Below are 20,721 nucleotides of genomic sequence, written 5' to 3' on the forward strand. Positions count from 1 at the left end.
CTTTCCTCCGGGCGCTTCCCTTCGGTCTTGCGTTTCCGACTCTATCAGATCCTTTTCCGATCCGATTTCCTCGGTGCTTTCCAGGTTCCCGCTTTCGCGTTTCCCTTTCCGGCGGTTCCGACTCTATCAGATCCTTTCGGGCCTGATTCCCAGTCAGAGGGGGTTGTCCTCGCGGCCGTTGGGCCGTTCCGACGTCTCAAACCTTAGCGGATCCGTTCGGCAGTTGCTAATCGAGCTGCCGACCCCGAATCGAATTGAATTCGGGCACGCCGAAATGCAATCCCATCGGGAGATCATGCTGTGGTTTGTGTGCCGCTACTGCGGCGGAGGTGCTGTCGAAGAACCGTTACGGCTCTGCGGCAACCCGAAGAACTCTACTGACCTCGCAGGGGGGTGTCAAGCACCCTCTGTCAAGATCTTTTGCCGGTGCGGTCAGTCGAGGTCGCTGAGTCTGCCGCCGGCGTCCGGCTGGGCGTGCTCCACCCGGCGCAGGAGTCTGGTGAGCACCTCGCCGAGGGTCGTGCGTTCGTCGGCGGTGAGGTCCTGGAGAAGGTCCTCCTCGAAGACCGTCGCCATGCGCATCGCCTCCAGCCACTTCTCGCGGCCCTCGGGTGTCAGCTCCACGATCACCCGGACCCTGTTGGACTCGTCCCGTTCTCGGGTAACCAGTCCCTCGCCGACCATGCGGTCGATCCGGTGGGTCATCGCGGCCGGCGTCAGACCGAGGCGCTTGGCCAGGTCGCTGGGGCCCAGACGGTAGGGGGCGCCGGAGAGCACGAGGGCCTTGAGCACCTCCCACTCGGCGTTGCTGATCCCGAGATCGGCGGTCTGGCGGCCGTACGCCACGTTCATGCGGCGGTTGAGGCGGGAGAGCGCCGAGACGATCTTCTCGACCTGCGGGTCGAGGTCCCGGAACTCGCGCTGATAGGCGGCGATCTGCTCTTCCAGGGTCGGCTCGCCGCCGAGGCCGGTTCCGGTCGTGCCGGGGGTGTCGCCCATGGGCGCAAGTATCGCACGGGGCTCGTTCGCGTTGAAGTTCTTCGAGGTGTACAGTTTAGCTTCGAACTTTAGGTTCGAAGTCTTCGCTCCTAAGTACTGAGGCAGCAGAAGCATCGGACTTCCAGCAGCACTACCTGAGAGAGGTGAACGTGACCAGGGCGATGGGCGCAGCGATGCGCCGGATCCACGTGGGCAACGCACTCAGTGCGTTCGGGCTCGGCTTCACCGTCCCCTACCTGTACGTCTATGTGGCGCAGGTGCGGGGGCTGGGAGCCATGACGGCGGGGCTCGTCCTCGCCGTCTTCGCCGTGGCCGCGCTGATCGTGCTGCCGTTCGCCGGCCGGGCGATCGTGCGGCGCGGTCCACTGCCGGTCCTGCTCGCCGCTCTGGTCACCGCCGCGCTGGGCGCGCTCAGCCTGGGGCTCGCCTCCAACGCCACCGCCGTCCTGGCCGCCGCCGCCGCGCTCGGGGCCGGGCAGGCCGTGATGCAGCCGGCGCTGGCGACGATGATCGTGGACTGCTCGACGGCGGAGACGCGGTCGCGGGCGTTCGCGACGCAGTTCTTCCTGCAGAACCTCGGGCTCGGGGTCGGCGGGCTGATCGGCGGGCATCTCGTCGACACCACGCGCGTCTCGTCCTTCACCGTGCTGTTCGCCATCGAGGCGGCGATGTTCGTGCTGCTGGCCGTGGTGATGTCGACGGTGCGACTGCCGCGCGCCCCGCGCGTGGAGGACACCCCGCAGTCCGCGCGAGGCAGCTGGCGGCAGCTGCTCGGGAACCGGGCGATGGTGCAGCTGTGCGTGCTGGGCTTTGTGCTGTTCTTCGCCTGCTACGGGCAGTTCGAGTCGGGGCTGAGCGCGTACGGGGTCGAGGCCGCCGGGATCTCGACGTCCGCCCTCGGAAGCGCTCTCGCCGCGAACACGGCGATGATCGTGGTCGCGCAGTTCGCCGTGCTGAAGTTCGTCGAGCGGCAGAAGCGGTCGCGGGTGATCGCGGCCGTGGGCCTGATCTGGGCCGTGGCGTGGGTCGTGGCCGGGTACGCCGGGCTCGGGCACGGCAGCCGGGCGATGGCCACGGCCGCGTTCGTGTCGACGTACGCGCTGTTCGGGCTGGGTGAGGCGATGCTGTCGCCGACGGTCGCGCCGCTGGTGGCGGACCTGGCGCCGGCCGGGCTGGCGGGGCAGTACAACTCTGCTTTCGCCCTGGTGAAGCAGTTGGCGCTGGCCGTCGGGCCGGCGGTGGGCGGGCCGATGGGGGCCTCGTTGCACACGCCGTACATCGTGACGTTCCTGCTGTTCTCGCTGGGCATCACCTACCTCGCGCTGCGGCTGGGGCGGCAGCTGACCGCCGTCCAGGATCAGCCGTGGCTGGCGCGCAAGCGGGTGGTGGCCAGGGGCGGGGCGGCCGTGGAGCCCGCGCGGGCGCAGGCCTGAGGCTCACAGGGACCGGACCGAGAGGCGGCCGTCGTTCTTCGGACGACGGCCGCCTCTCCGTCTGCTCTGTCTGCGCGCGCGAGGCTCTGCCGCGCTCAGCGGGTCGCGGTCACCAGGGTCGCCGTGAACGGGAAGGTGGTCGTCGATGCGGGGAGGTGGGCGCGGATCGTGTCGGCGGCCCGGGTGAGGGCTTCGTCGCCTCCGGAGTCGACGAGGCCCTGGCCCCAGGGGATGGCGGAGAGGTGGCCGGCGACGTAGTCCTCCAGTGGGGGGAGCTCGATGGCGAAGGTGAGATCGCGTCGGGTCGTGGAGCGGTAGCCGGCGCGGTCGAGGGCGGCGGTGAGTCGGTCCGCGGCGGCGAAGGCGGCCCGGAAGTTCTCGGCCGCCTCCCGGCCGTCGAACTGCTCGAGGGTCCGGTGCTGGGCCACGAAGTACGGGGAGTCGTCCAGGCGGGCCCAGACGGTGGCGGCGAAGCGGCCTCCGGGGCGGGTGACGCGGGCCGTTTCCGTCAGGGCGGCGTCGAGGTCGGGGAAGAACTGGGCGCCCTGCTGGCAGAGCACCGCGTCGAAGGTCGCGTCGGCGTAGGGGAGGTCGTCGGCGGGGGCCGCGGTGAATTCGATGTCCGGGTAGAGGCGCGGATGGCACGCCACGGCGATCCTGAGCATGCCCTCGTTGAGGTCGGTGCCGGCGACCCGGCCGGTGGGGCCGACCTGAGCGGCGGCGGCGCGGGCCGCGAAGCCCGTGCCGCAGGCGAGGTCGAGGACGGTGGCGCCTGGGTAGAGGTCCACGGCGTCCACGAGTGCGGTGACGAAGGGCGCCATGAGGGGCGCGACGTAGTGTTCGTAGCGCTCGGGAGCGCTTCCCTTGAGGTCGAAGCCCGTTGCGTCTGCCATGGGGAGCTAGTAGCACCGAGGGGCGCGTTCGCCTAGGTGCCGCGCGCGGGGGAATGGATGTTCAAGTCCTTTCCCGGCCTCGCTCAGTCGCCCGGCTTCGGCAGGACGAACTCGCACCACACGGCCTTTCCGCCGCCCGGGGTACGTCTGCTCCCCCAGTTCGAGGCGATCGTGGCGACGATGGCGATGCCCCGGCCGGACTCGTCGCCCGGTTCCGCGCGGCGGCGGCGCGGGAGGTGGTCGTCGCCGTCGGTGACTTCGATGATCAGGCGGCGGTCGGTGCGGCGCAGGCGCAGCCGCATGGGCGGGACGCCGTGCTGAAGCGAGTTGGCGACCAGTTCGCTGGTGGCGAGGACTCCGAGGTCGTGCAGGTCGGCCGGGAAGCGCCAGCTGGTCAGGACGCCGGAGGCGAAGGCCCGCGCGCGTGGGGCCGCCTCGACTCCGCCGAGGAGCTCCAGGGCCGCGTTGCGGAACAGTTCGCCGTCGGGGCCGACGCGGGCCGGATGCTGCAGGACGAGGACGGCCACGTCGTCGTCGTGGTCGGCGGTGACGCCGGCCGAGCGGACCAGGCGGTCGCAGACGACCTGGGGGGTGCCGGTCGCGCCGGCCAGGGCGCGCTCCAGGGACGCGATGCCTTCGTCCAGGTCCTCGTTCCGGCGCTCCACCAGGCCGTCGGTGTAGAGGACGGCCGTCGAGCCGGGGCCCAGGGGGATCGAGCCGGAGGCGTGCATCCAGCCGCCGGTGCCGAGCGGCGGGCCGGTGGGTTCGTCGGCGCGCAGGACGGTCCCGCTCTCGTCCCGGACGAGGATGGGCAGGTGGCCCGCGGAGGCGTACACCAGTCGGCCCTCGTTGGGGTCGTGGATGGCGTACACGCAGGTGGCGATCTGGTTGGCGTCGATCTCCATGGCGAGGCCGTCGAGGAGCTGCAGGACCTCGTGCGGGGGCAGGTCGAGGCGGGCGTAGGCGCGGACGGCGGTGCGCAGCTGGCCCATGACGGCTGCCGCACGGACGCCCCGGCCCATGACGTCGCCGATGACGAGGGCGGTGCGGCCCCCGCCGAGGGTGATGACGTCGTACCAGTCGCCGCCGACCGCGGCCTCGGTGCCGCCGGGCTGGTAGGTGGCGGCGATGCGGAGGTCGTCGGGCTCTTCGAGCTCCTGGGGCAGGAGGGAGCGCTGGAGGGTGACGGCGGTCTCGCGCTGGCGGCGTTCGCTGGTTCTGAGGCGTTCGGCGGCCTCGGCGTGGTCGGTGACGTCGGTGGCGAAGATCAGGACGGCGCCCTTGCCGTTGTCCTCGGCGGCCGGGGTGCAGGTGAACGTGTAGTGGCGGCCGTCGGGGGCCTTGCGGGACTTCAGGGTGCGGGGCTTGCCGCTGCGCAGGGCCTGGTCGAGGAGGGGCACGAGGCCGAGGTCGCGGAGTTCGGGGAGGGCGTCGGCGGCGGGTTCGCCGCAGGCGCGTGCGCCGAAGGCCGCCCGGTAGGCGTCGTTGACGTAGGCGAGGCGGTGGTCGGGGCCGTGGACGAGGGCGACGAGGGCCGGGACGCGGTCGAGGACCTCACGGACCGGGAGTTCGTCGACCGCGGGCACCGGGGGCGGCTCGTCGGTGAGTTGTTCGGCGCGGGCCGCGGGCACGGAACCCTCGCTCCGTCGGTCGGTGGTGGTGACCGGGTGCTCGGCTCGCGCGGCGGCGCGGCGCTGCGTTCCGGGGAGCCGGGCGCTCCAGCGCGTGAAGTTCACGGATCCTTGCCTCGTGTAGTCGTCGTCGGCCGGCTCCGGGCCCGGCCTGGGCTCCGGGGGCCGCGCGGCGGTGGCCGCACATTGTTACAGCACCCGGGGTGTGGAGCACGTGGGAACGGCCTCGTGGGTCTGGCGGGGGCGGGTGGTGGTCCGCCCGGGCTCTGGAAGGGGGCTCGGGAGGGGCTCGGGGGGCTTATGAGCAGGGAGCAGTCTGGCAGTGTGGCCGCCGTCCGGGCCGACATTCGTCAGACGTGGGGACGGCCGGTGGAGTTCCTGCTGCGGTCAGGACGACCCCTTCGGGTCGCCGGGAGACTCGTCAGAAGCCTTTCCACCGGCAGCGAGTTCGAACTCCGCGCGAGGATGTTCGAGTGATCCCAGTGAGACGATCTCCCGCTTGAAGAGACCGGAGAGGGTCCATTCGGCGAGCACGCGCGCCTTGCGGTTGAAGGTGGGCACGCGGCTGAGGTGGTACGCGCGGTGCATGAACCAGGCGGGGTAGCCCTTGAGTTTGCGTCCGTAGACGTGCGCGACGCCCTTGTGCAGCCCGAGTGAGGCGACCGAGCCGACGTACTTGTGCGAGTACGTCCGGAGGGGTTCGCCGCGCAGGGAGCGTGCGATGTTGTCGGCGAGGACCTCGGCCTGGCGGACGGCGTGCTGCGCGTTGGGGGCGGTCTCCCGGCCGGGCTCGTCGGCCGTCACGTCGGGTACGGCCGCCGCGTCTCCGGCCGCCCACGCGTGCGTGACGCCGTCGAGGGTCAGCTCGGGGGTGCATTTCAGCCGACCTCGTTCGGTGAGCGGCAGGTCGGTGGCGGCCAGGAGCGGGTGGGGTTTGACGCCGGCGGTCCACACGACCGTACGGGTCGGGAAGCGGGCGCCGTCGCTGAGGACGGCGATGCGGTCGGCGCAGGACTCCAGGCGCGTGTTCAGGCGTACGTCGATGTTGCGGCGGCGCAGTTCGCTGACCGTGTAGCGGCCCATGTCGGCGCCGACCTCGGGCAGGATCCGGTCGGAGGCCTCGACCAGGATCCACTTCATGTCCTCCGGCTTGACGTTGTGGTAGTAGCGCGTGGTGTAGCGGGCCATGTCCTCCAGCTCGCCGAGCGCCTCCACGCCCGCGTAGCCGCCGCCGACGAACACGAAGGTGAGGGCGGCGTCGCGGATGGCGGGATCGCGGGTGGAGGAGGCGATGTCCATCTGTTCGATGACGTGGTTGCGCAGCCCGATGGCCTCCTCGACGGTCTTGAAGCCGATGGCGTAGTCGGCGAGGCCGGGGATGGGCAGCGTGCGGGAGATCGAGCCGGGTGCGAGGACGAGTTCGTCGTACGTCAGCTGCTGGGGGCCGGTGCCCTCTTCGTCGGTGGCGAGCGTGGTGAGGGTGGCGGTGCGTTTGGCGTGGTCGACGGCGGTGACCTCGCCGACCACGACCCGGCAGTGCGGCAGGACACGGCGCAGGGGCACGACGACGTGCCGGGGGGAGATCGACCCCGCGGCCGCCTCGGGGAGGAAGGGCTGGTAGGTCATGTACGGGTCGGGGGTGACGACCGTGATCTCGGCCTCGCCCCGGTCGAGGTCCTGTTTCAGCTTCTGCTGGAGCCGCAGGGCCGTGTACATCCCGACGTAGCCGCCGCCGACAACGAGAATGCGCGCACGTTCCTTCACCATCCCATGACGCACCGGCCGCCGGAGTTTGTCCACAGCCTCGACAAACTGTGTGACCGCGAGTCGCGCGGGCCCGGGGTTGGCCGAAAGACCGGAGTGCGGGGCAGGCGCGCAGGTCAGCGCGTGTGCGCCGGGGTGAGGGAAGGGGTGCAATCGGGGCGTATGCGACCCGTACTCCGATCGGGGGGCGCTCCGTGCGGAACCTGCCCCTTCTGAATTGACTCTCTCTCAACTATGTTCGTGTATCGACGGGGTGTCAGGGGGAAGTGCTCTGCGGGTCTGCGACGGCTGGGTCCGGAGAGGCCGTCCCCTGTGTTCCACGCCCCGGATTTTCGATGGCGGGGAGAGTCTCCGGGGGGAGACGTCATTACCGGGGGATCATTCATGACGGTTCAGAACTCGCATTGGTCGACCACGTCGGCCCTCGCACCGAGTGGCGCGATCGGCGCCGCGATGGGCGGCGGTCGTGGAGAGAACGCGCGGACGGCACCGCTGCGCGTGGACGCACAGCGCAATCTGGAACACGTACTGCGGGCGGCGCGCGAGGTCTTCGGCGAGCTGGGTTACGGCGCGCCGATGGAGGACGTCGCCCGGCGCGCGCGGGTCGGGGTCGGCACGGTGTACCGGCGCTTCCCGAGCAAGGACGTCCTGGTGCGCCGGATAGCCGAGGAGGAGACCTCCCGGCTGACCGACCAGGCTCGGGCGGCGCTCGGCCAGGAGGACGAGCCGTGGTCGGCGCTGTCGCGCTTCCTGCGGACGTCCGTGGCGTCCGGCGCCGGGCGGCTGCTGCCGCCGCAGGTGCTGCGCGTCGGGGTCGCGGAGGACGGTGCCGAGGTGGCGCCGGACGGGGCGGCACGCGTGCCGCAGCAGCGGACCCAGCCGGGCGGCGGCGAACTGCGCCTCGTTCCGGAGGACGCCGCGACGGCCGCTGTCGACGACGCCGGGGCCGCGGCGCTGCTCGAGGTCGTGGGCCGGCTCGTGGACCGGGCGCGGGAGGCCGGCGAGTTGCGCGCCGACGTGTCGGTGTCGGACGTGCTGCTGGTCATCGCGACGGCGGCGCCCTCGCTGCCCGACCCGGCTCAGCAGGCGGCGGCCTCGGCACGACTGCTGGACATCCTGCTGGAGGGCCTGCGGTCGCGGTCCGCCTGACTCGTACGGGTGACGGGGGGCGAGGCGCCGCACGGCCTTCGCCCCGCTCACCGCGCGGGACATACGCGGCATTCCGGCTGCCTGGTCCCACTCTTTTTCGCAGAACGGCAGTTGAACCTACCCCGTACGGGTGAGCCCCCGTACTGGTTTGCGACAAGTCCCCACGGACGAGTGGACGGCCCGTCGTGCAGGTCCTGACCAAAAGCCAATATGGCACTCTGACCCGCGTGGTCGGGACTGGTTCGGCAGGCGGCGGAGGCTTCCGCGATGAGCGTTGAAGGTCGGGACGAGCAGGTGCCGGGCCAGGGCGGACGCGCAGGCGGTCCGACGGACGAACCGATGGCCCGTCCGGGGCAGGGCGGACCGGTGGCGCATCCGCCGGGCGGGCCGACGCCGCAGGAGACGGTTCCGGCACAGCGCGAGCGGCGGGCCGAGGGCATCCTGCCGCCGCCGCACGACCTGCCGCCCGCCGACACCGACCTGATCGGCCGGATGCGCTCGGGCGACGACACGGCGTACGAGGAGCTGTACCGGCGCCACGCCGACGCCGTGCGGCGCTACGCCCGCACCTGTTGCCGGGACGCCCACACCGCCGACGACCTGACCGCCGAGGTCTTCGCCCGCATGCTCCAGGCGGTGCGCGGCGGCTCCGGGCCCGAGCACGCCGTCCGCGCCTATCTCCTCACCTCCGTGCGGCGGGTGGCCGCCGCCTGGACCAGGTCGGCGAAGCGCGAACAGCTCGTCGACGACTTCGCCGTGTTCGCCGCCCAGTCCGCCCGTTCCTCCGACGCCGCCGACGACGCTTCGCCCACGGGCTCCTTCGGTGCGGCGCTGGAGCTGGGCGCCGAGGTCCGCGCCATGCACGAGGCCGAGCAGTCCATGGCCATGCGGGCCTTCCGCTCGCTGCCCGAGCGCTGGCAGGCGGTGCTGTGGCACACCGAGGTCGAGGACGAGTCGCCGAGCGAGGTCGCCATGCTCTTCGGCCTCGACGCCAACGGCACGCGGGTGCTCGCCAGCCGCGCCCGCGAAGGTCTCAAACAGGCCTACCTCCAGGCTCACGTCAGCTCCACGCTCACCAGCGACGAGGAGTGCGCCCGGTACGCCGACCAGCTCGGCACCTACGCCCGTCGCCGGCTGCGCACCCGCGCCGAACGGGGGCTGCGCAGGCACCTGGAGGAGTGCGCCAAGTGCCGGCTGGCCGCCCTGCAGATCGAGGAAGTGGCCGGCAGCATCCCCGCCGTCGTGCCGGTCGCGGTCATCGGCTGGTTCGGCGCCGCCGGCTACGCCAAGGCGCTCGCGCTCATCGCCGGCGGCGCCGGGGCCGGTGCGGCGGGCGCCGCGGGCGCGGCCGCCGCGGGCGGTTCGTTCGGCGGGGCGGGCGCCGGGGGCGGTGCGGTGGCGTCGGAGGGGCTGGGCGCGCCCGTGAAGGCCGGTATCGCGGCCGGCGTGGTCACGGTGGCGGCCGCCGTGGCGGCCCTCGCGCTCGTCGGGCACGACACCCCCGCCGAGCAGCACGAGGCCAGGCCGCCTGCTTCCGCGCCGGTGCCGGTCGCGCGGCCCGAGGAACCGACGCCGACGCGTGCGCCCACGCCCACCCGGGCGAAGGAGCCGCCGCCACGGCCCGCGGCGATCGTCCCCGCGGCGGCCGCTCCGACGCCTGCGGCCGCCCCGAGCACGACGCCCGCGCGGACGCCGGCCCCCACACCCACCCCTTCGGCGACGCCGAGGCCCGCGCCGAAGCCCAAGCCCGCCCCGACGCCGCCCGCGTCCCCGCCTCCGCCCGCCCCGGCCGTCCACCAGCTGAGCCAGCTGCCCTTCGACCTCACCGGCGACGGGTCCGGGCCCGAGATCCGGCTCGGCGGCAGCAGCTGGGTGTGGCAGCGCTCCGCGCTGCGGGTAGCGGACCGGTCGTATGAGCGCGGGGTGACCGTGCACGGCGACTCCTCCGTCACCGTCGACCTCAACCGGCCGTGCACCTCGTACGACGCGTTCGTCGGCGTGGACGACCTGACGATGAGGCTCGGCAAGGTCGCCTTCGCCGTCTACGCCGACGGGAACCGGCTCTGGTCGTCCGCGGTCGTCAGGGGCGGCGACCCGGCCGTGCCCGTCCATGTGGACCTCGCCGGCCGCACGAGCGTGCGGCTGGTGGTCGAGCCGCACAGCCGCGTCGACTCATTGGCGCTCGCGGACTGGGCGGAGTCCAGGTTCACCTGCTCGTAGCCGTCCGGGAGGCGGCGGAACACGGGGCGTCCGAGGCGTCCGAGGCACCTGAGGCACCCGCTGTGGCCGCGGTGTCCGGCGGCGGGGCCGCGACCGGGTGGGCGAGCACGGCCTCGGTGAGCTCGTGCAGCGCGTCGGTCGCGGTCGAGTGCGGGGCCCGGGCGTGCTCGGCCGCGTAGCGCTCCGCGCCCAGGGCGTCGAGGGCGGCGGCCTCGGCCCACCGGGCCCAGGCTCGCTGCGGGGCGGGGCGCGGGTAGGGTCCGCGCAGCCCGTCGGCGACCGCGAGAACCCGTGCCGCACGCGGGAAGTCCCCGAGCCGGGCCAGCAGGTGCGCCGCGCAGTCCACGATCGCCGAGGTGACCGCTTCGGCGCACTGGTCGGCCACCGCCTGGCTCAGGGCGCGGGCGAGCATCGGCAGACCGTGCCGCGGGCCGGACTCGGCAGCCGTGAGCCTCGCCTCCAGGATGCCCAGCATCGACGAGAACTGGTGCGGCGGAGTGCCCTCCCCGATCGCCACCCGGGTCGCGTCGCAGAGCACGCGCGCGTGGGCTGTCTCGTCCTGGTCCAGTGCGATGTGGGCGCGCAGCAGCAGGACGAACGCTCGGACGTCCGCCAGTCCGTACCGTTCGGCGGCGCCGCTCGCCTCGTCCAGCGTGGCCCGGGCCCCGTCGAGGTCGCCCGACCGGTAGGCGATCTCGGCGAGCCGCACGACGAGGAACGGCGATTCGGCGTACGCCCCCACCTCGTGGGCGAGCCGCAGCGCCTCGCGGTACTCCCGCTCCGCCTCGGCGAAGCGGCTGCGCGCCAGCTCCGCCTCGCCCGCCACCCCACACACCTGGGCCCGCATCCAGCGGTCGCCGACGCGCAGGCCGAGCGCTCGCAGCTCCGCCAGGTCGTCGTCCACGCCGTGCAGTCCGCCGGGCGAGTCGACCACGATGTGCGTACGGAACAGCAGGGTGCAGCCGAGTTCCCAGTCGCCGCCGTGTTCACGGCAGTTGACGACGGCCGCGTCCAGCATGCCCCGGGCGTCCACCGTGTCGCGCGTCGGGAAGAGCGTCAGCGGCCAGACCAGCCCGGGCAGCCGCGCAGCCTGCGGGCCGCCGGACTCGTACCCGGCCCGGAGACGGGTGAGGTACTCCCGATGGCGCGGGTGCGCCGCGACGTCCTCCGGCGCGGACTCGGACAGCAGGAACAGGTTCAGCATCCGCAGGTTCATCCGCCGGGTGTGGCGTGGGTGGCCGTCGTCCACGTCGGCGGGAGTGTCGAGGAAGGCGTCGACGGGGCGGGCTGCGTCCATGCGGGCCACGAGGTCGGCGGACACTTCGGGGACGGGGACGGATCGGCAGGTCAGGGCGGGTGCGGGGGCGAGGGCGGGTGCGTCGTCCGTCGCGGAGGGGTGAAGGGTGTCCAGGACCGTGCCCAGGCGCAGGACGTGGTCGGTCCATTCTGCGCCCTCGCGGCGGTAGTTGCGCAGCCACCAGAACCAGCCCATGCCCAGGCAGACGGCGGCGGCCTCCTCCTCGTCGCACGCCATGACCGCGCGGTGGAGGCCCACACGGATGTTGTCCAGCTCGGTCTCGAGGCGGGAGATCCAGGGAAGTTGCTCGGCCGACCGCAGCAGCGGCTCGGCCCGCTCGACCAGCGCGCGCACCCACGCGCGGTGTCGCCGTTCGGCCGCCGTGCGGCACTGCGGGAGTTCGGCCGCGCGGGCGACGGCGTACTCGTGGATCGTCTCCAGCATGCGGTACCGCATGCCGACGCTGCCGGTCCCCTCGCACGGGGCGGCCACGACCAGGGACTTGTCGACGAGCGCCCCGACGCCGTCGGCCACCGGGCCGCTGCACACGGCCTCCGCCGCTTCCAGGTCCCAGCCGCCCGCGAACACGGACAGCTCGCGCAGCAGCATGCGCTCCGATTCGTCGAGCAGGTCCCACGACCAGTCGACGACGGCCCGCAGGGTCTGCTGGCGGGGCAGGACCGTGCGGCTGCCGGAGGTGAGGAGGCGGAAGCGGTCGTCGAGGCGGTCGGCGATCTGACGCGGGGTGAGCAGCCGGAGCCGGGCGGCGGCCAGCTCGATGGCGAGCGGCAGCCCGTCCAGCCGCCGGCAGATCTCCGCGATCGCCTCCTCGTCCCGCGGGGCGGCGGCCGCGTCGGGGCGGACGGCGGCAGCGCGCTCGGTGAACAGGCGGTGCGCCTGGTCGGGGAGGAGGGGCTCGACCGGACGGACCGACTCGCCGGGGACGCCCAGGGGTTCACGGCTGGTGGCGAGGATCGTGAGCCCGGGGCAGCGGGTGAGGAGGGTCTCGGCGAGGGCGGCGGCCGCGCCGATGACATGTTCGCAGTTGTCAAGGATCAGGAGTTGGCTGCGCGGTGCGCAGTACTCGACGAGCAGGGCGACCGGGTCGTCCTGCGGGGTCGTCAGCTCGGTGGTCAGCAGCACGGTCTCGCGCAGACCGAGGGCACTGACCACCGCGCCCGGCACTGCCTCCGGCCGGTCGAGCGGCGCCAGCTCGGCCAGCCACGCCTGCGGAAGCCCGGCGGCGGCTTCCTCGGCGAGGCGGGTCTTGCCAGAGCCGCCCGGTCCGGTGAGCGTGACGAGTCGGGCCCTGTGCAATTCGGAACGGATGGCGTCGAGCTCGGGTTCCCGGCCCACGAAAGAGGTAAGACGCGGACGGATGTTGCCGGTCCGTTCGGGGAGCCGCAGCGGCGGGAGGGGCGTGGACGGGAGGGGCGGCGCGGAGCGGCGCAGGGGTTCAGGACTGTTGTGTTCCGGGCGGTGGTGTTCCGGGCGGGTCGTGGCCGGGAGGGCCGGGTCCGCGAGAGCCGCTTGCGGGCGGGCCGGGTCCGGGCTGGTCGCTGCCGAGAAGGCCGGGTCCGCGAAAGCCGCTTGCGGGCGGGCCGGGTCCGGGCTGGTCGCTGCCGAGAGGGCCCGGTCCGGGCGGTTCAGGAGTTCGGTGTGCAGGGCTCGCAGTTGCGGGCCCGGGTCGGTGCCGAGGCCGTCGGCGAGGGTGCGGCGGGCGGACTCGTACGCGGCGAGGGCGTCGGCGTCTCGGCCGGTGTCGCGCAGGGCGCGGATGAGAAGGGCGTGCAACGGTTCGTCGTAGGGGTGCGCGGCGGCGAGTTCCGTCAGGCGCGGGACGACGTCGCGGGCGCGGCCGAGGAGGAGGTCGGCCTCGGCCCGGGCGCGGGCGGCCTCCAGGTGGAGGGCTTCGGGACGGGCGGCCGGAGTGCGGTCGGGGAGGTCTGCGAGGGCGGGGCCGCGCCACAGCGCGAGGGCGTCCTCCAGGGCGCGTGCGGCCGTGGGGGCGTCGCCCCGCCGCAGGGCCGCGGTGCCCTGACCCACGAGTCGCTCGAAGACGAAGAGGTCGACGTCGTCCCTGGTCGCGGCGAGCCGGTAGCCACCCGGTGCGGAGACGACGGCGTCCCGGCCGACGGCGCGGCGCAGACGGCCGATCAGGGCCTGGAGGGCGGCGGGGGCGTCCTGGGGCGGGTCCTCGGCCCAGACCTCGTCGATGAGGGTGTCCGGGGCGGTGAGGAGGCCCGGGCGCAGGGCCAGGGCCGTGAGCAGGGCCCGCAGCCGGGCGCCGGGGACGGGTACGGCTGTCCCCTGGTCGTCCTCTGTCTGGGTGACGCCCAGGATTCTGTACCGCACCCGCACATTGTCGCCGGGGGCGGGCCGTGAGGCACGGGGGTTTCGGACGCCGTTCCCCGCCGAAGCGCAGAGCCGCCGAGCCGCCGAGCCGCCGAACCGTCGAACCGCACAGCACCAGCGCGGGGGCAGACGCCGGTGCGGGTGCACGCCTGATGCCAGGGACGGGCGGAGCGGGACCCTCACCCGCCCGACGAGACCGCCCGTCTCTGGGGTGCGATGCCCGCCGGTACGGCGCGGGCGCGTGCCGGTGTGCCGGTCCAGCAGGTTCCTCTGCGGGACAGGAGGCGGCGGAGCCAGAGTTCCAGGGAGATGAGGTCGGCGAGACCGTCCAGGGGGAGGGGTTCGCCTGCCGCCGCGGCGCGCAGGGCCTTGCGGACCACCCTTGCCTCGACCAGGCCCGCCTCGGCCAGGAGCGGGGCTTCGAAGAGGGTGAGGAGAGGGTCCATGGCCATGCGCAGCCCGGCCCGGGCGGCCGCGGTGGCGGAGGCCTGGGAGGGCGCGCCCCAGCCGTGCGGGAGGTCGGTGACGCCCGCCCCCTTGAGGACGGTGCGCAGGATCGCGGCGCGCGCCCCGGGTTGCACGCGCAGCGTCTCGGGGAGCGCGCGGCAGGCCCGTACGACCTGGTTGTCGAGGAAGGGCGCGTGCAGACGCTGGGATCGGACCTCGGCGGCCTGTTCCAGGACGCGTACGTCCATGGCGTGCCGGGTGAGGGCCGCCCGCGCGCGGTAGTCGCCCGGACGCTGGCCGGGGCCCACGCCGGTGCGGTGCGCGGCCCCCTGCAGGCGAACCGATACTTCAGCCAGCGCCTCCCCCGTCAGCCAGCGTGCGGCCGGCCCCGCTCCGCCCCAGGTGAGGGCGGCCAGGGAGGCCCCGACGGCGCCTGCGGGGTCGTCGAAGCTGAAGCTGCGGTGCAGGAGCCGGTCGGCCAGGCCCTCCAGGCCCGCACCGTACGGCGTACGGGCGAGCCGTCTGGCCGCGCCGTACACACGCGCGGGGACGAGCACGGAGCCGTCCGCCTTGGTGAGCGCGGCGACGGGTCGCACGAGGTGGCGACGCTTGCGGTCCATCAACAGGTCGGCGAGGCGGGCCGGGTGGGCGTCCAGGACCTGGCGGGCGCCGTAGCCGGTGAAGTGGTCCGCGCTGCCCGCCGCGAGGCGCGCGCGATGGCGGGCGGCCACGACCAGGCTCGGGCCGGGTTCGTCGGTGAGCGGCCCGTCCAGGTCGGCGTACGGCAGGGTCTCCTCGCCGGCGGCCACGACGACGTGGTGCAGGCGCGGATTGGCCGCGAGCGTGCCGGCCCGCTCCAGTTCGGCCTCGCGGCCGCCCACGGCCAGGTCGTTGAAGGTGACGGCCAGCAGCCGCTCGCCCGCGCCGGTGCCGTGGCCGAGCAGCGTGCCCGGTCTGCCGGGCAGGCCCGCCGCGAGGAGCGCCAGCGTGCCGGAGGCCGGACCGCCGGAGAGGTCCGCGCCGATGCCCGGAACGGGCATCCCGCGCGCGGCGCGCCGTTCGGCGGGTCCCATGCCGGGGACGGGCCCGGGGTCGATGTCGGGGACGTGCCGGGGCGCGGACAGCCGCGCGCGCACCGCCTCGACGAGCGCGTCGCGCACGGCGTCGACCGCGCTGTCCGGGTCGGCCGGGGGCGCTGCCACGGCCAGCGAGGCGACCGGCTCGTACCCGGCGATCTCGCGCGCCCCGGCGCGCAGGATCAGCGCGTGCCCGGGCGGAATGCGGCGCACGCCGTCGTACGGGGTGGAGTCGTGCAGGGCCGCCGGCACGTCGGGGGCGGCGAGGAGGGCCGCCAGGTGGCCGAAGTCGAGGTTGGCCTCGATGAGGTCGGCCAGCGGGAGCGCGGCCGTGGCATAGGCCGTGCCGCCCGCCCAGGGGGTGTGGAACACCGGGCGCGCGCCCGCCAGATCGCCGCAGACGGTGATGCGGCGACCGACCTGGGCGATGGCCGTGTAGCTGCCCGGCCAGGCCGTCAGATGCCGAAGTGCCCCTCCGCGCGCGGCGAACAGCCCGACGCGCAGTTGTTCGTCGGTCGCCCCGCACGTGCCGAGGACGGCGATCCGGGTCTGTGCGTCGGCCTTCACCACCCGCACCTCGTCGGGGCGCCAGTCGCCGACCGCCCACAGCGGATCGGGGTCGCCCCACAGGAGTTGGGAGCCGACGGGCTGCAAGGTCTCGCCCTCGTAGCCGACTTGGCCCCCGTACGCCGCGCCGTCGCCCTGACGGCCGTCGTAGCCGACGGACCCGCCCAGCGCACCCGCGGCGGTGCTGCTCCATCCCACCAACCACCGCATCGACGCCTCCACAGGCTGTGGACAAACGAGTGCACCGTACGAACGGTTCACCATGCTGCCACGAAGAACGCGCCACAGAGGGAGGCGGCACCGCTTGTGATCCGGGGAGTGCGCCCGTGTGTTGACGTCGGCGCCGACCCCTGCGACCGCGCGCACCCCGGTGTCTGCGACCTGAATGCGCCCCCGGTACGCTCCCCCAGGACGCCCCGCGCGCCCTCGATTTCCGTGGTGAGAGGCGTTGCCCCCCACGGAACACAGGGTCGCTTTTCGGCCAAATCCCGGGCGTACGTCCGGCGTTGGGAACGTGCCGAGCAGGCTTCGCACACGCTCCGTACACACGCGCGTGCCTCGAAGGCCCGCGCCGGCCCGGGAGGCGGAGTTCGCCCCCCGGACCGCTCCGCCGCCCGCGGGGATGAAGGCGGCGGTGTCCCCCAGCCCACTGGATCCAGTACAGCGGGCCGACCCACGCACGGCCCATGGAACCGCTCCCGAGGTGGCCGGAGAAGAGCGCACGGCCGGGCGCACGGCCACACAGCGGGAGCACGATGCAACGGTCCGTACCTGCGCCCGTACTTCCGTACGGACCACAATCCCGCCAACCGGAAGAATGCCCCTTAACGCTTGGGATGCGGCGAACTACGCTGGGTTTACGAATGCCGCATGGTTATGCCAGCGCGGCAGCCGTCTGTGTCGAGGGGTGGCGCAATGTCCAGGGAGCAACGCGGGCCGAACGAAAAACTCGGCGCCGTTCTCGCCCTCGCGGGAATCAGCAACGCAGGACTCGCACGACGCGTCAACGACCTTGGCGCTCAACGCGGGTTGACTCTTCGCTACGACAAGACGTCCGTGGCGCGCTGGGTGTCGAAGGGCATGGTGCCGCAGGGCGCCGCGCCGCACCTCATCGCGGCCGCCATCGGACAGAAGCTCGGTCGCCCGGTGCCGCTCCACGAGATCGGCCTGGCGGACGCGGATCCCGCGCCCGAAGTGGGTCTCGCCTTCCCCAGGGACGTCGGACAGGCGGTGCGCTCCGCCACGGACCTCTACCGTCTCGACCTCGCGGGCCGCCGGGCCGGCTCCGGAGGCATCTGGCAGTCGCTGGCCGGATCGTTCGCAGTAAGCGCGTACGCGACGCCTGCCTCCCGGTGGCTGATAACCCCGGCCGACAGTTCGGTGGCGCGTGACGTACACCTCGTGGAGGAGTCCGGCGCACCGCTCAAAGTCGGCCACAGCGATGTGCAGAAGCTGCGGGAGGCCGCCGAGGACGCCAGGCGCTGGGACTCCAAGTACGGAGGCGGCGACTGGCGTTCGTCCATGGTCCCGGAGTGTCTGCGGGTGGAGGCGGCGCCGCTGCTGCTCGGCTCGTACTCCGACGAAGTGGGACGTGCGCTGTTCGGGGCGAGCGCCGAGCTGACCCGGCTGGCGGGGTGGATGGCCTTCGACACCGGTCAGCAGGAGGCCGCACAGCGGTACTACATCCAGGCGCTGCGGCTGGCCCGCGCGGCGGCCGACGTCCCCCTCGGGGGCTACGTCCTGGCCTCCATGTCCCTGCAGGCCACCTACCGCGGGTTCGGCGACGAGGGCGTCGACCTCGCGCAGGCCGCCCTGGAGCGCAACCGGGGGCTGGCCACCGCGCGCACGATGAGCTTCTTCCGGCTCGTCGAGGCACGCGCGCACGCACGCGCCGGGGACGCGCACGCCGCCGGCGCGGCGCTGAAGGCGGCCGAGAGCTGGCTCGAGCGGTCGCGTGAGGGCGACCACGATCCGTCGTGGCTCGGCTTCTACTCCTACGACCGCTTCGCCGCCGACGCCGCCGAGTGCTACCGCGACCTGAAGGCGCCGCGACAGGTGCGGAGGTTCACCGAGCAGGCGCTGTCCCGGCCGACGGAGGAGTTCGTGCGGTCGCACGGGTTGCGCCTGGTGGTCTCGGCGGTCGCCGAACTGGAGTCGGGAAACCTCGACGCCGCCTGCGAGCAGGGCGTACGGGCGGTGGAGGTCGCCGGGCGCATCTCTTCCGCGCGGACCACGGAGTACGTCAAGGATCTCCTGCACCGGCTGGAGCCGTACGGCGACGAGCCTCGGGTGGTGGAGCTGAGGGAGCGGGCACGGCCGCTGCTCATGACTCCGGCGTAGGGCGGGGCTCCGGCGTAGGGCGGGGCTCCGTGACGGCTGAGCCGCACACCGTCACGGCCCCGCGCCCGTGACCGGCACGACGTCCGGCCCGGGTTTGAAGGCGTTGTCAGTGGCGCAGTGCACTATCGGAGCCGGGAGGTGGTGCACGTGCCGAAGATCGCTTACGACTGTGATGTGCTCGTGGTCGGCGGGGGCGTCGTCGGGCTGTCCACGGCGTACGCGATCACGCGGGCCGCACCGGGCACGCGGGTGACCGTGCTGGAGAAGGAGCCGGCGCCGGCCCGGCACCAGACCGGGCGCAACAGCGGAGTCATCCACAGCGGGATCTACTACCGGCCGGGCTCGCTGAAGGCGCGGTACGCGGTCCGGGGCGCCGCCGAGATGACGAAGTTCTGCGCCGAGTACGGCATCCCGCACGCCGTCACCGGCAAGCTGATCGTCGCCACCGACCGGGCCGAGCTGCCCCGGCTGCACGCGCTCGTGCAGCGCGGCCGGGAGAACGGCCTTGCGGTGCGGGAGCTGGGCCCCGGCCAGATCGCGGAGTACGAGCCCGAGGTGCGGGGGCTCGCCGCCATACACGTCCGCACCACCGGGATCTGCGACTACTCGGCCGTCGCGCGGCAGCTGGGCAGCGCGTCCGGGGCGGAGATCCGGTACGGCGCGCGGGTCGTACGGATCGACCGGCGGCCCGAGCGCGGGGTGGCCGTGCTCACCGAGCGCGGGGACGTCGTACGGGGGCGGGTCCTGGTGAACTGCGCCGGCCTGTACTGCGACGAGATCGCCAGGCTGACCGGGGACGAGCCCGAGGTGCGGATCGTGCCGTTCCGGGGCGAGTACTACGAGCTGGCGCGGCCGGAGCTGGTGCGCGGGCTGGTGTATCCGGTGCCCGATCCGGCGTTCCCGTTCCTCGGGGTGCATCTGACCAGGGGCATCGACGGAGGCGTGCACGTCGGGCCCAATGCCGTGCCGGCCCTGGCCCGCGAGGGGTACGGGTGGGGCGTCGTGAACCCCCGGGAGGCCTTGGCGACGGCGGCGTGGCCCGGGGCGTGGCGGATGGGACGCCGGCACTGGCGGTACGGGATCGGCGAGCTGCGCCGGTCGGTGTCCAAGGCGGCGTTCGTGGACGCGGTGCGTCGGCTGCTGCCGGCGGTGGAGGAGGGGGACCTGGTGCGGGCGGCGGCCGGAGTACGGGCGCAGGCGGTGCTGCGGGACGGCGGACTGGTGGACGACTTCCTCATCAGGGAGGCGCCGCGGGCCGTCCACGTGCTGAACGCCCCCTCCCCGGCGGCCACGGCCTCACTGCCGATCGGGCGGGAGGTGGCACGCAGGGCACTGGAGTCCCTGGCGAGCGCATGAGCCGCGGCTCCGCCACGCAAACGGCACCGTCACCAGCACCAGCACCAGCACCAGCACCAGCACCAGCCGACGCACCGCGCCACGCGAACGGCACCAGGTCCTGCGAGCGGGCCCAGGGCCTGCGAACGGCTCCCGGCCGCGCGACCGCGCCCTGCCATGGAACGCCACCGGCACCGGCACCGGCACCGGCCACGCGAACACGCCCTGGACGTGAGCGGGGGCACCGCCCCCCGCTGATCCGGCGTGGGCGGGCGGGCGGCGGCCTCCTCCGCGTCCGCCTGGCCGGTCCCCGTAAAATCGACCCCACTGTGTCTGATTCCGTGAACACCCCCGAAGCCCCCCAGCCCTCCCCCGACGGTGAGCACCACCCGGGTGAGTCCGTTCGGCACACCCGCGCCAAGGGGGAGCCCCGCTTCCCCGACGGGCCCAGGGCCGACCCCGCCGGTTCTCACTTCGAGCGGCGGATCCGGAGCTTCCAGCCCCGGCGCAGCCGGGTGACGGCCGGGCAGGCGGACGCGTTGCAGCGGCTGTGGGCCAAGTGGGGGCTGGACATCGACGGCCGCCCCCTCGACCTCGCGGAGCTGTTCGGCAACGACCGCCCGGTCGTGCTGGAGATCGGCTTCGGCATGGGCGAGGCCACCGCGCAGATGGCGGCCGCCGACCCGGAGACCGGCATCCTCGCGGTGGACGTGCACACGCCCGGCCAGGGCAACCTGCTCAACCTCGCGGACCGCAACGGGCTGACCAACGTCAGGGTCGCCAACGGCGACGCGATCATCCTGCTGCGCGAGATGCTCCCGGCGGACTCGCTCGACGGGCTGCGCGTCTACTTCCCCGACCCCTGGCCCAAGAAGCGCCACCACAAGCGGCGCCTCATCCAGCCGGAGTTCCTCGACCTGGCCGCGACGCGGCTCAGGCCGGGCGCGATCGTGCACTGTGCCACGGACTGGGAACCGTACGCGGAGCAGATGCTGGAGGTGCTGACCGCGCACCCCGACTTCGAGAACACCAGGGCCGACGGCGGGTTCGCGCCCCGGCCCGAGTTCCGGCCGCTGACCCGTTTCGAGGGACAGGGGCTGGACAAGGGTCACGTGGTGAACGATCTGCTCTTCCGACGCGTACAGCATCGCGTCCAGCACGGGGCTCGCTGACCGCCCAACGCCCTCCACCACAGTCCCCTCCCTCGTTAGGGTC

The 20,721-nt window shown here is 73.5% G+C and carries 12 protein-coding genes; 6 read left to right on the top strand and 6 right to left on the bottom strand.

The features are described from left to right. Positions 1-432: 432 nt before the first annotated feature. Positions 433-999, bottom strand: a complete 567-nt coding sequence (locus ACZ7DE_RS28475; protein WP_470766090.1) for a MarR family winged helix-turn-helix transcriptional regulator — start codon at positions 997-999, stop codon at positions 433-435. Between the two features lie 149 nt (positions 1,000-1,148). Between ACZ7DE_RS28475 and ACZ7DE_RS28480 the strand changes: the two genes are divergently transcribed. Continuing rightward, a complete protein-coding gene (locus tag ACZ7DE_RS28480) occupies positions 1,149-2,432 on the top strand; it encodes an MFS transporter (RefSeq protein WP_470766545.1) in 1,284 nt (427 codons plus the stop codon). Between the two features lie 95 nt (positions 2,433-2,527). On the opposite strand, the gene ACZ7DE_RS28485 is transcribed toward ACZ7DE_RS28480, so the two are convergent. The 3 genes from ACZ7DE_RS28485 to ACZ7DE_RS28495 form a co-directional block, all read right to left on the bottom strand. Further along, complete coding sequence (locus ACZ7DE_RS28485) at positions 2,528-3,325, bottom strand: class I SAM-dependent methyltransferase (protein WP_470766092.1); 798 nt, start codon at positions 3,323-3,325, stop codon at positions 2,528-2,530. A gap of 83 nt (positions 3,326-3,408) precedes the next feature. Further along, positions 3,409-5,061: an ATP-binding SpoIIE family protein phosphatase gene (locus ACZ7DE_RS28490; RefSeq protein WP_470766094.1), complete on the bottom strand. Its 1,653-nt coding sequence runs from the start codon at positions 5,059-5,061 to the stop codon at positions 3,409-3,411. 282 nt (positions 5,062-5,343) lie between these two features. Then, positions 5,344-6,723, bottom strand: coding sequence for an NAD(P)/FAD-dependent oxidoreductase (locus ACZ7DE_RS28495; RefSeq protein WP_470766096.1), 1,380 nt, complete (start codon positions 6,721-6,723; stop codon positions 5,344-5,346). 381 nt (positions 6,724-7,104) lie between these two features. Here ACZ7DE_RS28495 and ACZ7DE_RS28500 point away from each other — a divergent pair, with 381 nt between their 5' ends. Continuing rightward, positions 7,105-7,869 (top strand): TetR/AcrR family transcriptional regulator, encoded by a 765-nt coding sequence (locus tag ACZ7DE_RS28500; RefSeq protein WP_470766098.1) that lies wholly within the window; start codon positions 7,105-7,107, stop codon positions 7,867-7,869. Between the two features lie 267 nt (positions 7,870-8,136). Further along, complete coding sequence (locus tag ACZ7DE_RS28505) at positions 8,137-10,089, top strand: sigma-70 family RNA polymerase sigma factor (RefSeq protein ID WP_470766100.1); 1,953 nt, start codon at positions 8,137-8,139, stop codon at positions 10,087-10,089. On the opposite strand, the gene ACZ7DE_RS28510 is transcribed toward ACZ7DE_RS28505, so the two are convergent. Next, positions 10,076-13,741 (bottom strand): AfsR/SARP family transcriptional regulator, encoded by a 3,666-nt coding sequence (locus tag ACZ7DE_RS28510; protein ID WP_470766102.1) that lies wholly within the window; start codon positions 13,739-13,741, stop codon positions 10,076-10,078. The genes ACZ7DE_RS28505 and ACZ7DE_RS28510 overlap by 14 nt on opposite strands. Before the next feature lie 179 nt (positions 13,742-13,920). After that, positions 13,921-16,041 carry an asparagine synthase-related protein gene (locus ACZ7DE_RS28515; protein WP_470766104.1) on the bottom strand — a complete coding sequence of 707 codons (2,121 nt, stop codon included), beginning with the start codon at positions 16,039-16,041 and terminating at the stop codon, positions 13,921-13,923. Between the two features lie 705 nt (positions 16,042-16,746). Here ACZ7DE_RS28515 and ACZ7DE_RS28520 point away from each other — a divergent pair. The 3 genes from ACZ7DE_RS28520 (at position 16,747) to trmB (ending at position 20,678) form a co-directional block, all read left to right on the top strand. Next, complete coding sequence (locus ACZ7DE_RS28520; RefSeq protein WP_470766106.1) at positions 16,747-18,171, top strand: MFS transporter; 1,425 nt, start codon at positions 16,747-16,749, stop codon at positions 18,169-18,171. Positions 18,172-18,309: 138 nt separating this feature from the next. Continuing rightward, on the top strand, positions 18,310-19,527 hold the full coding sequence (gene lhgO / locus ACZ7DE_RS28525) for an L-2-hydroxyglutarate oxidase (protein WP_470766108.1): 1,218 nt from the start codon (positions 18,310-18,312) through the stop codon (positions 19,525-19,527). A gap of 308 nt (positions 19,528-19,835) precedes the next feature. Continuing rightward, entirely contained in the window at positions 19,836-20,678 is an 843-nt protein-coding gene (gene trmB, locus ACZ7DE_RS28530; protein WP_470766110.1) for a tRNA (guanosine(46)-N7)-methyltransferase TrmB, read from the top strand. Positions 20,679-20,721: the final 43 nt, after the last annotated feature.

It is taken from the genome of Streptomyces sp. NPDC037083 (genome assembly GCF_055606485.1).

Bases quoted from the DNA above. Each gene is read 5' to 3' on its own strand.
- ACZ7DE_RS28500 (WP_470766098.1), top strand. From the start codon at position 7,105: ATGACGGTTCAGAACTCGCATTGGTCGACCACGTCGGCCCTCGCACCG.
- ACZ7DE_RS28515 (WP_470766104.1), bottom strand. From the start codon at position 16,041: ATGCGGTGGTTGGTGGGATGGAGCAGCACCGCCGCGGGTGCGCTGGGC.
- ACZ7DE_RS28475 (WP_470766090.1), bottom strand. From the start codon at position 999: ATGGGCGACACCCCCGGCACGACCGGAACCGGCCTCGGCGGCGAGCCG.
- ACZ7DE_RS28520 (WP_470766106.1), top strand. From the start codon at position 16,747: ATGTCCAGGGAGCAACGCGGGCCGAACGAAAAACTCGGCGCCGTTCTC.
- ACZ7DE_RS28485 (WP_470766092.1), bottom strand. From the start codon at position 3,325: ATGGCAGACGCAACGGGCTTCGACCTCAAGGGAAGCGCTCCCGAGCGC.
- ACZ7DE_RS28495 (WP_470766096.1), bottom strand. From the start codon at position 6,723: ATGGTGAAGGAACGTGCGCGCATTCTCGTTGTCGGCGGCGGCTACGTC.
- ACZ7DE_RS28505 (WP_470766100.1), top strand. From the start codon at position 8,137: ATGAGCGTTGAAGGTCGGGACGAGCAGGTGCCGGGCCAGGGCGGACGC.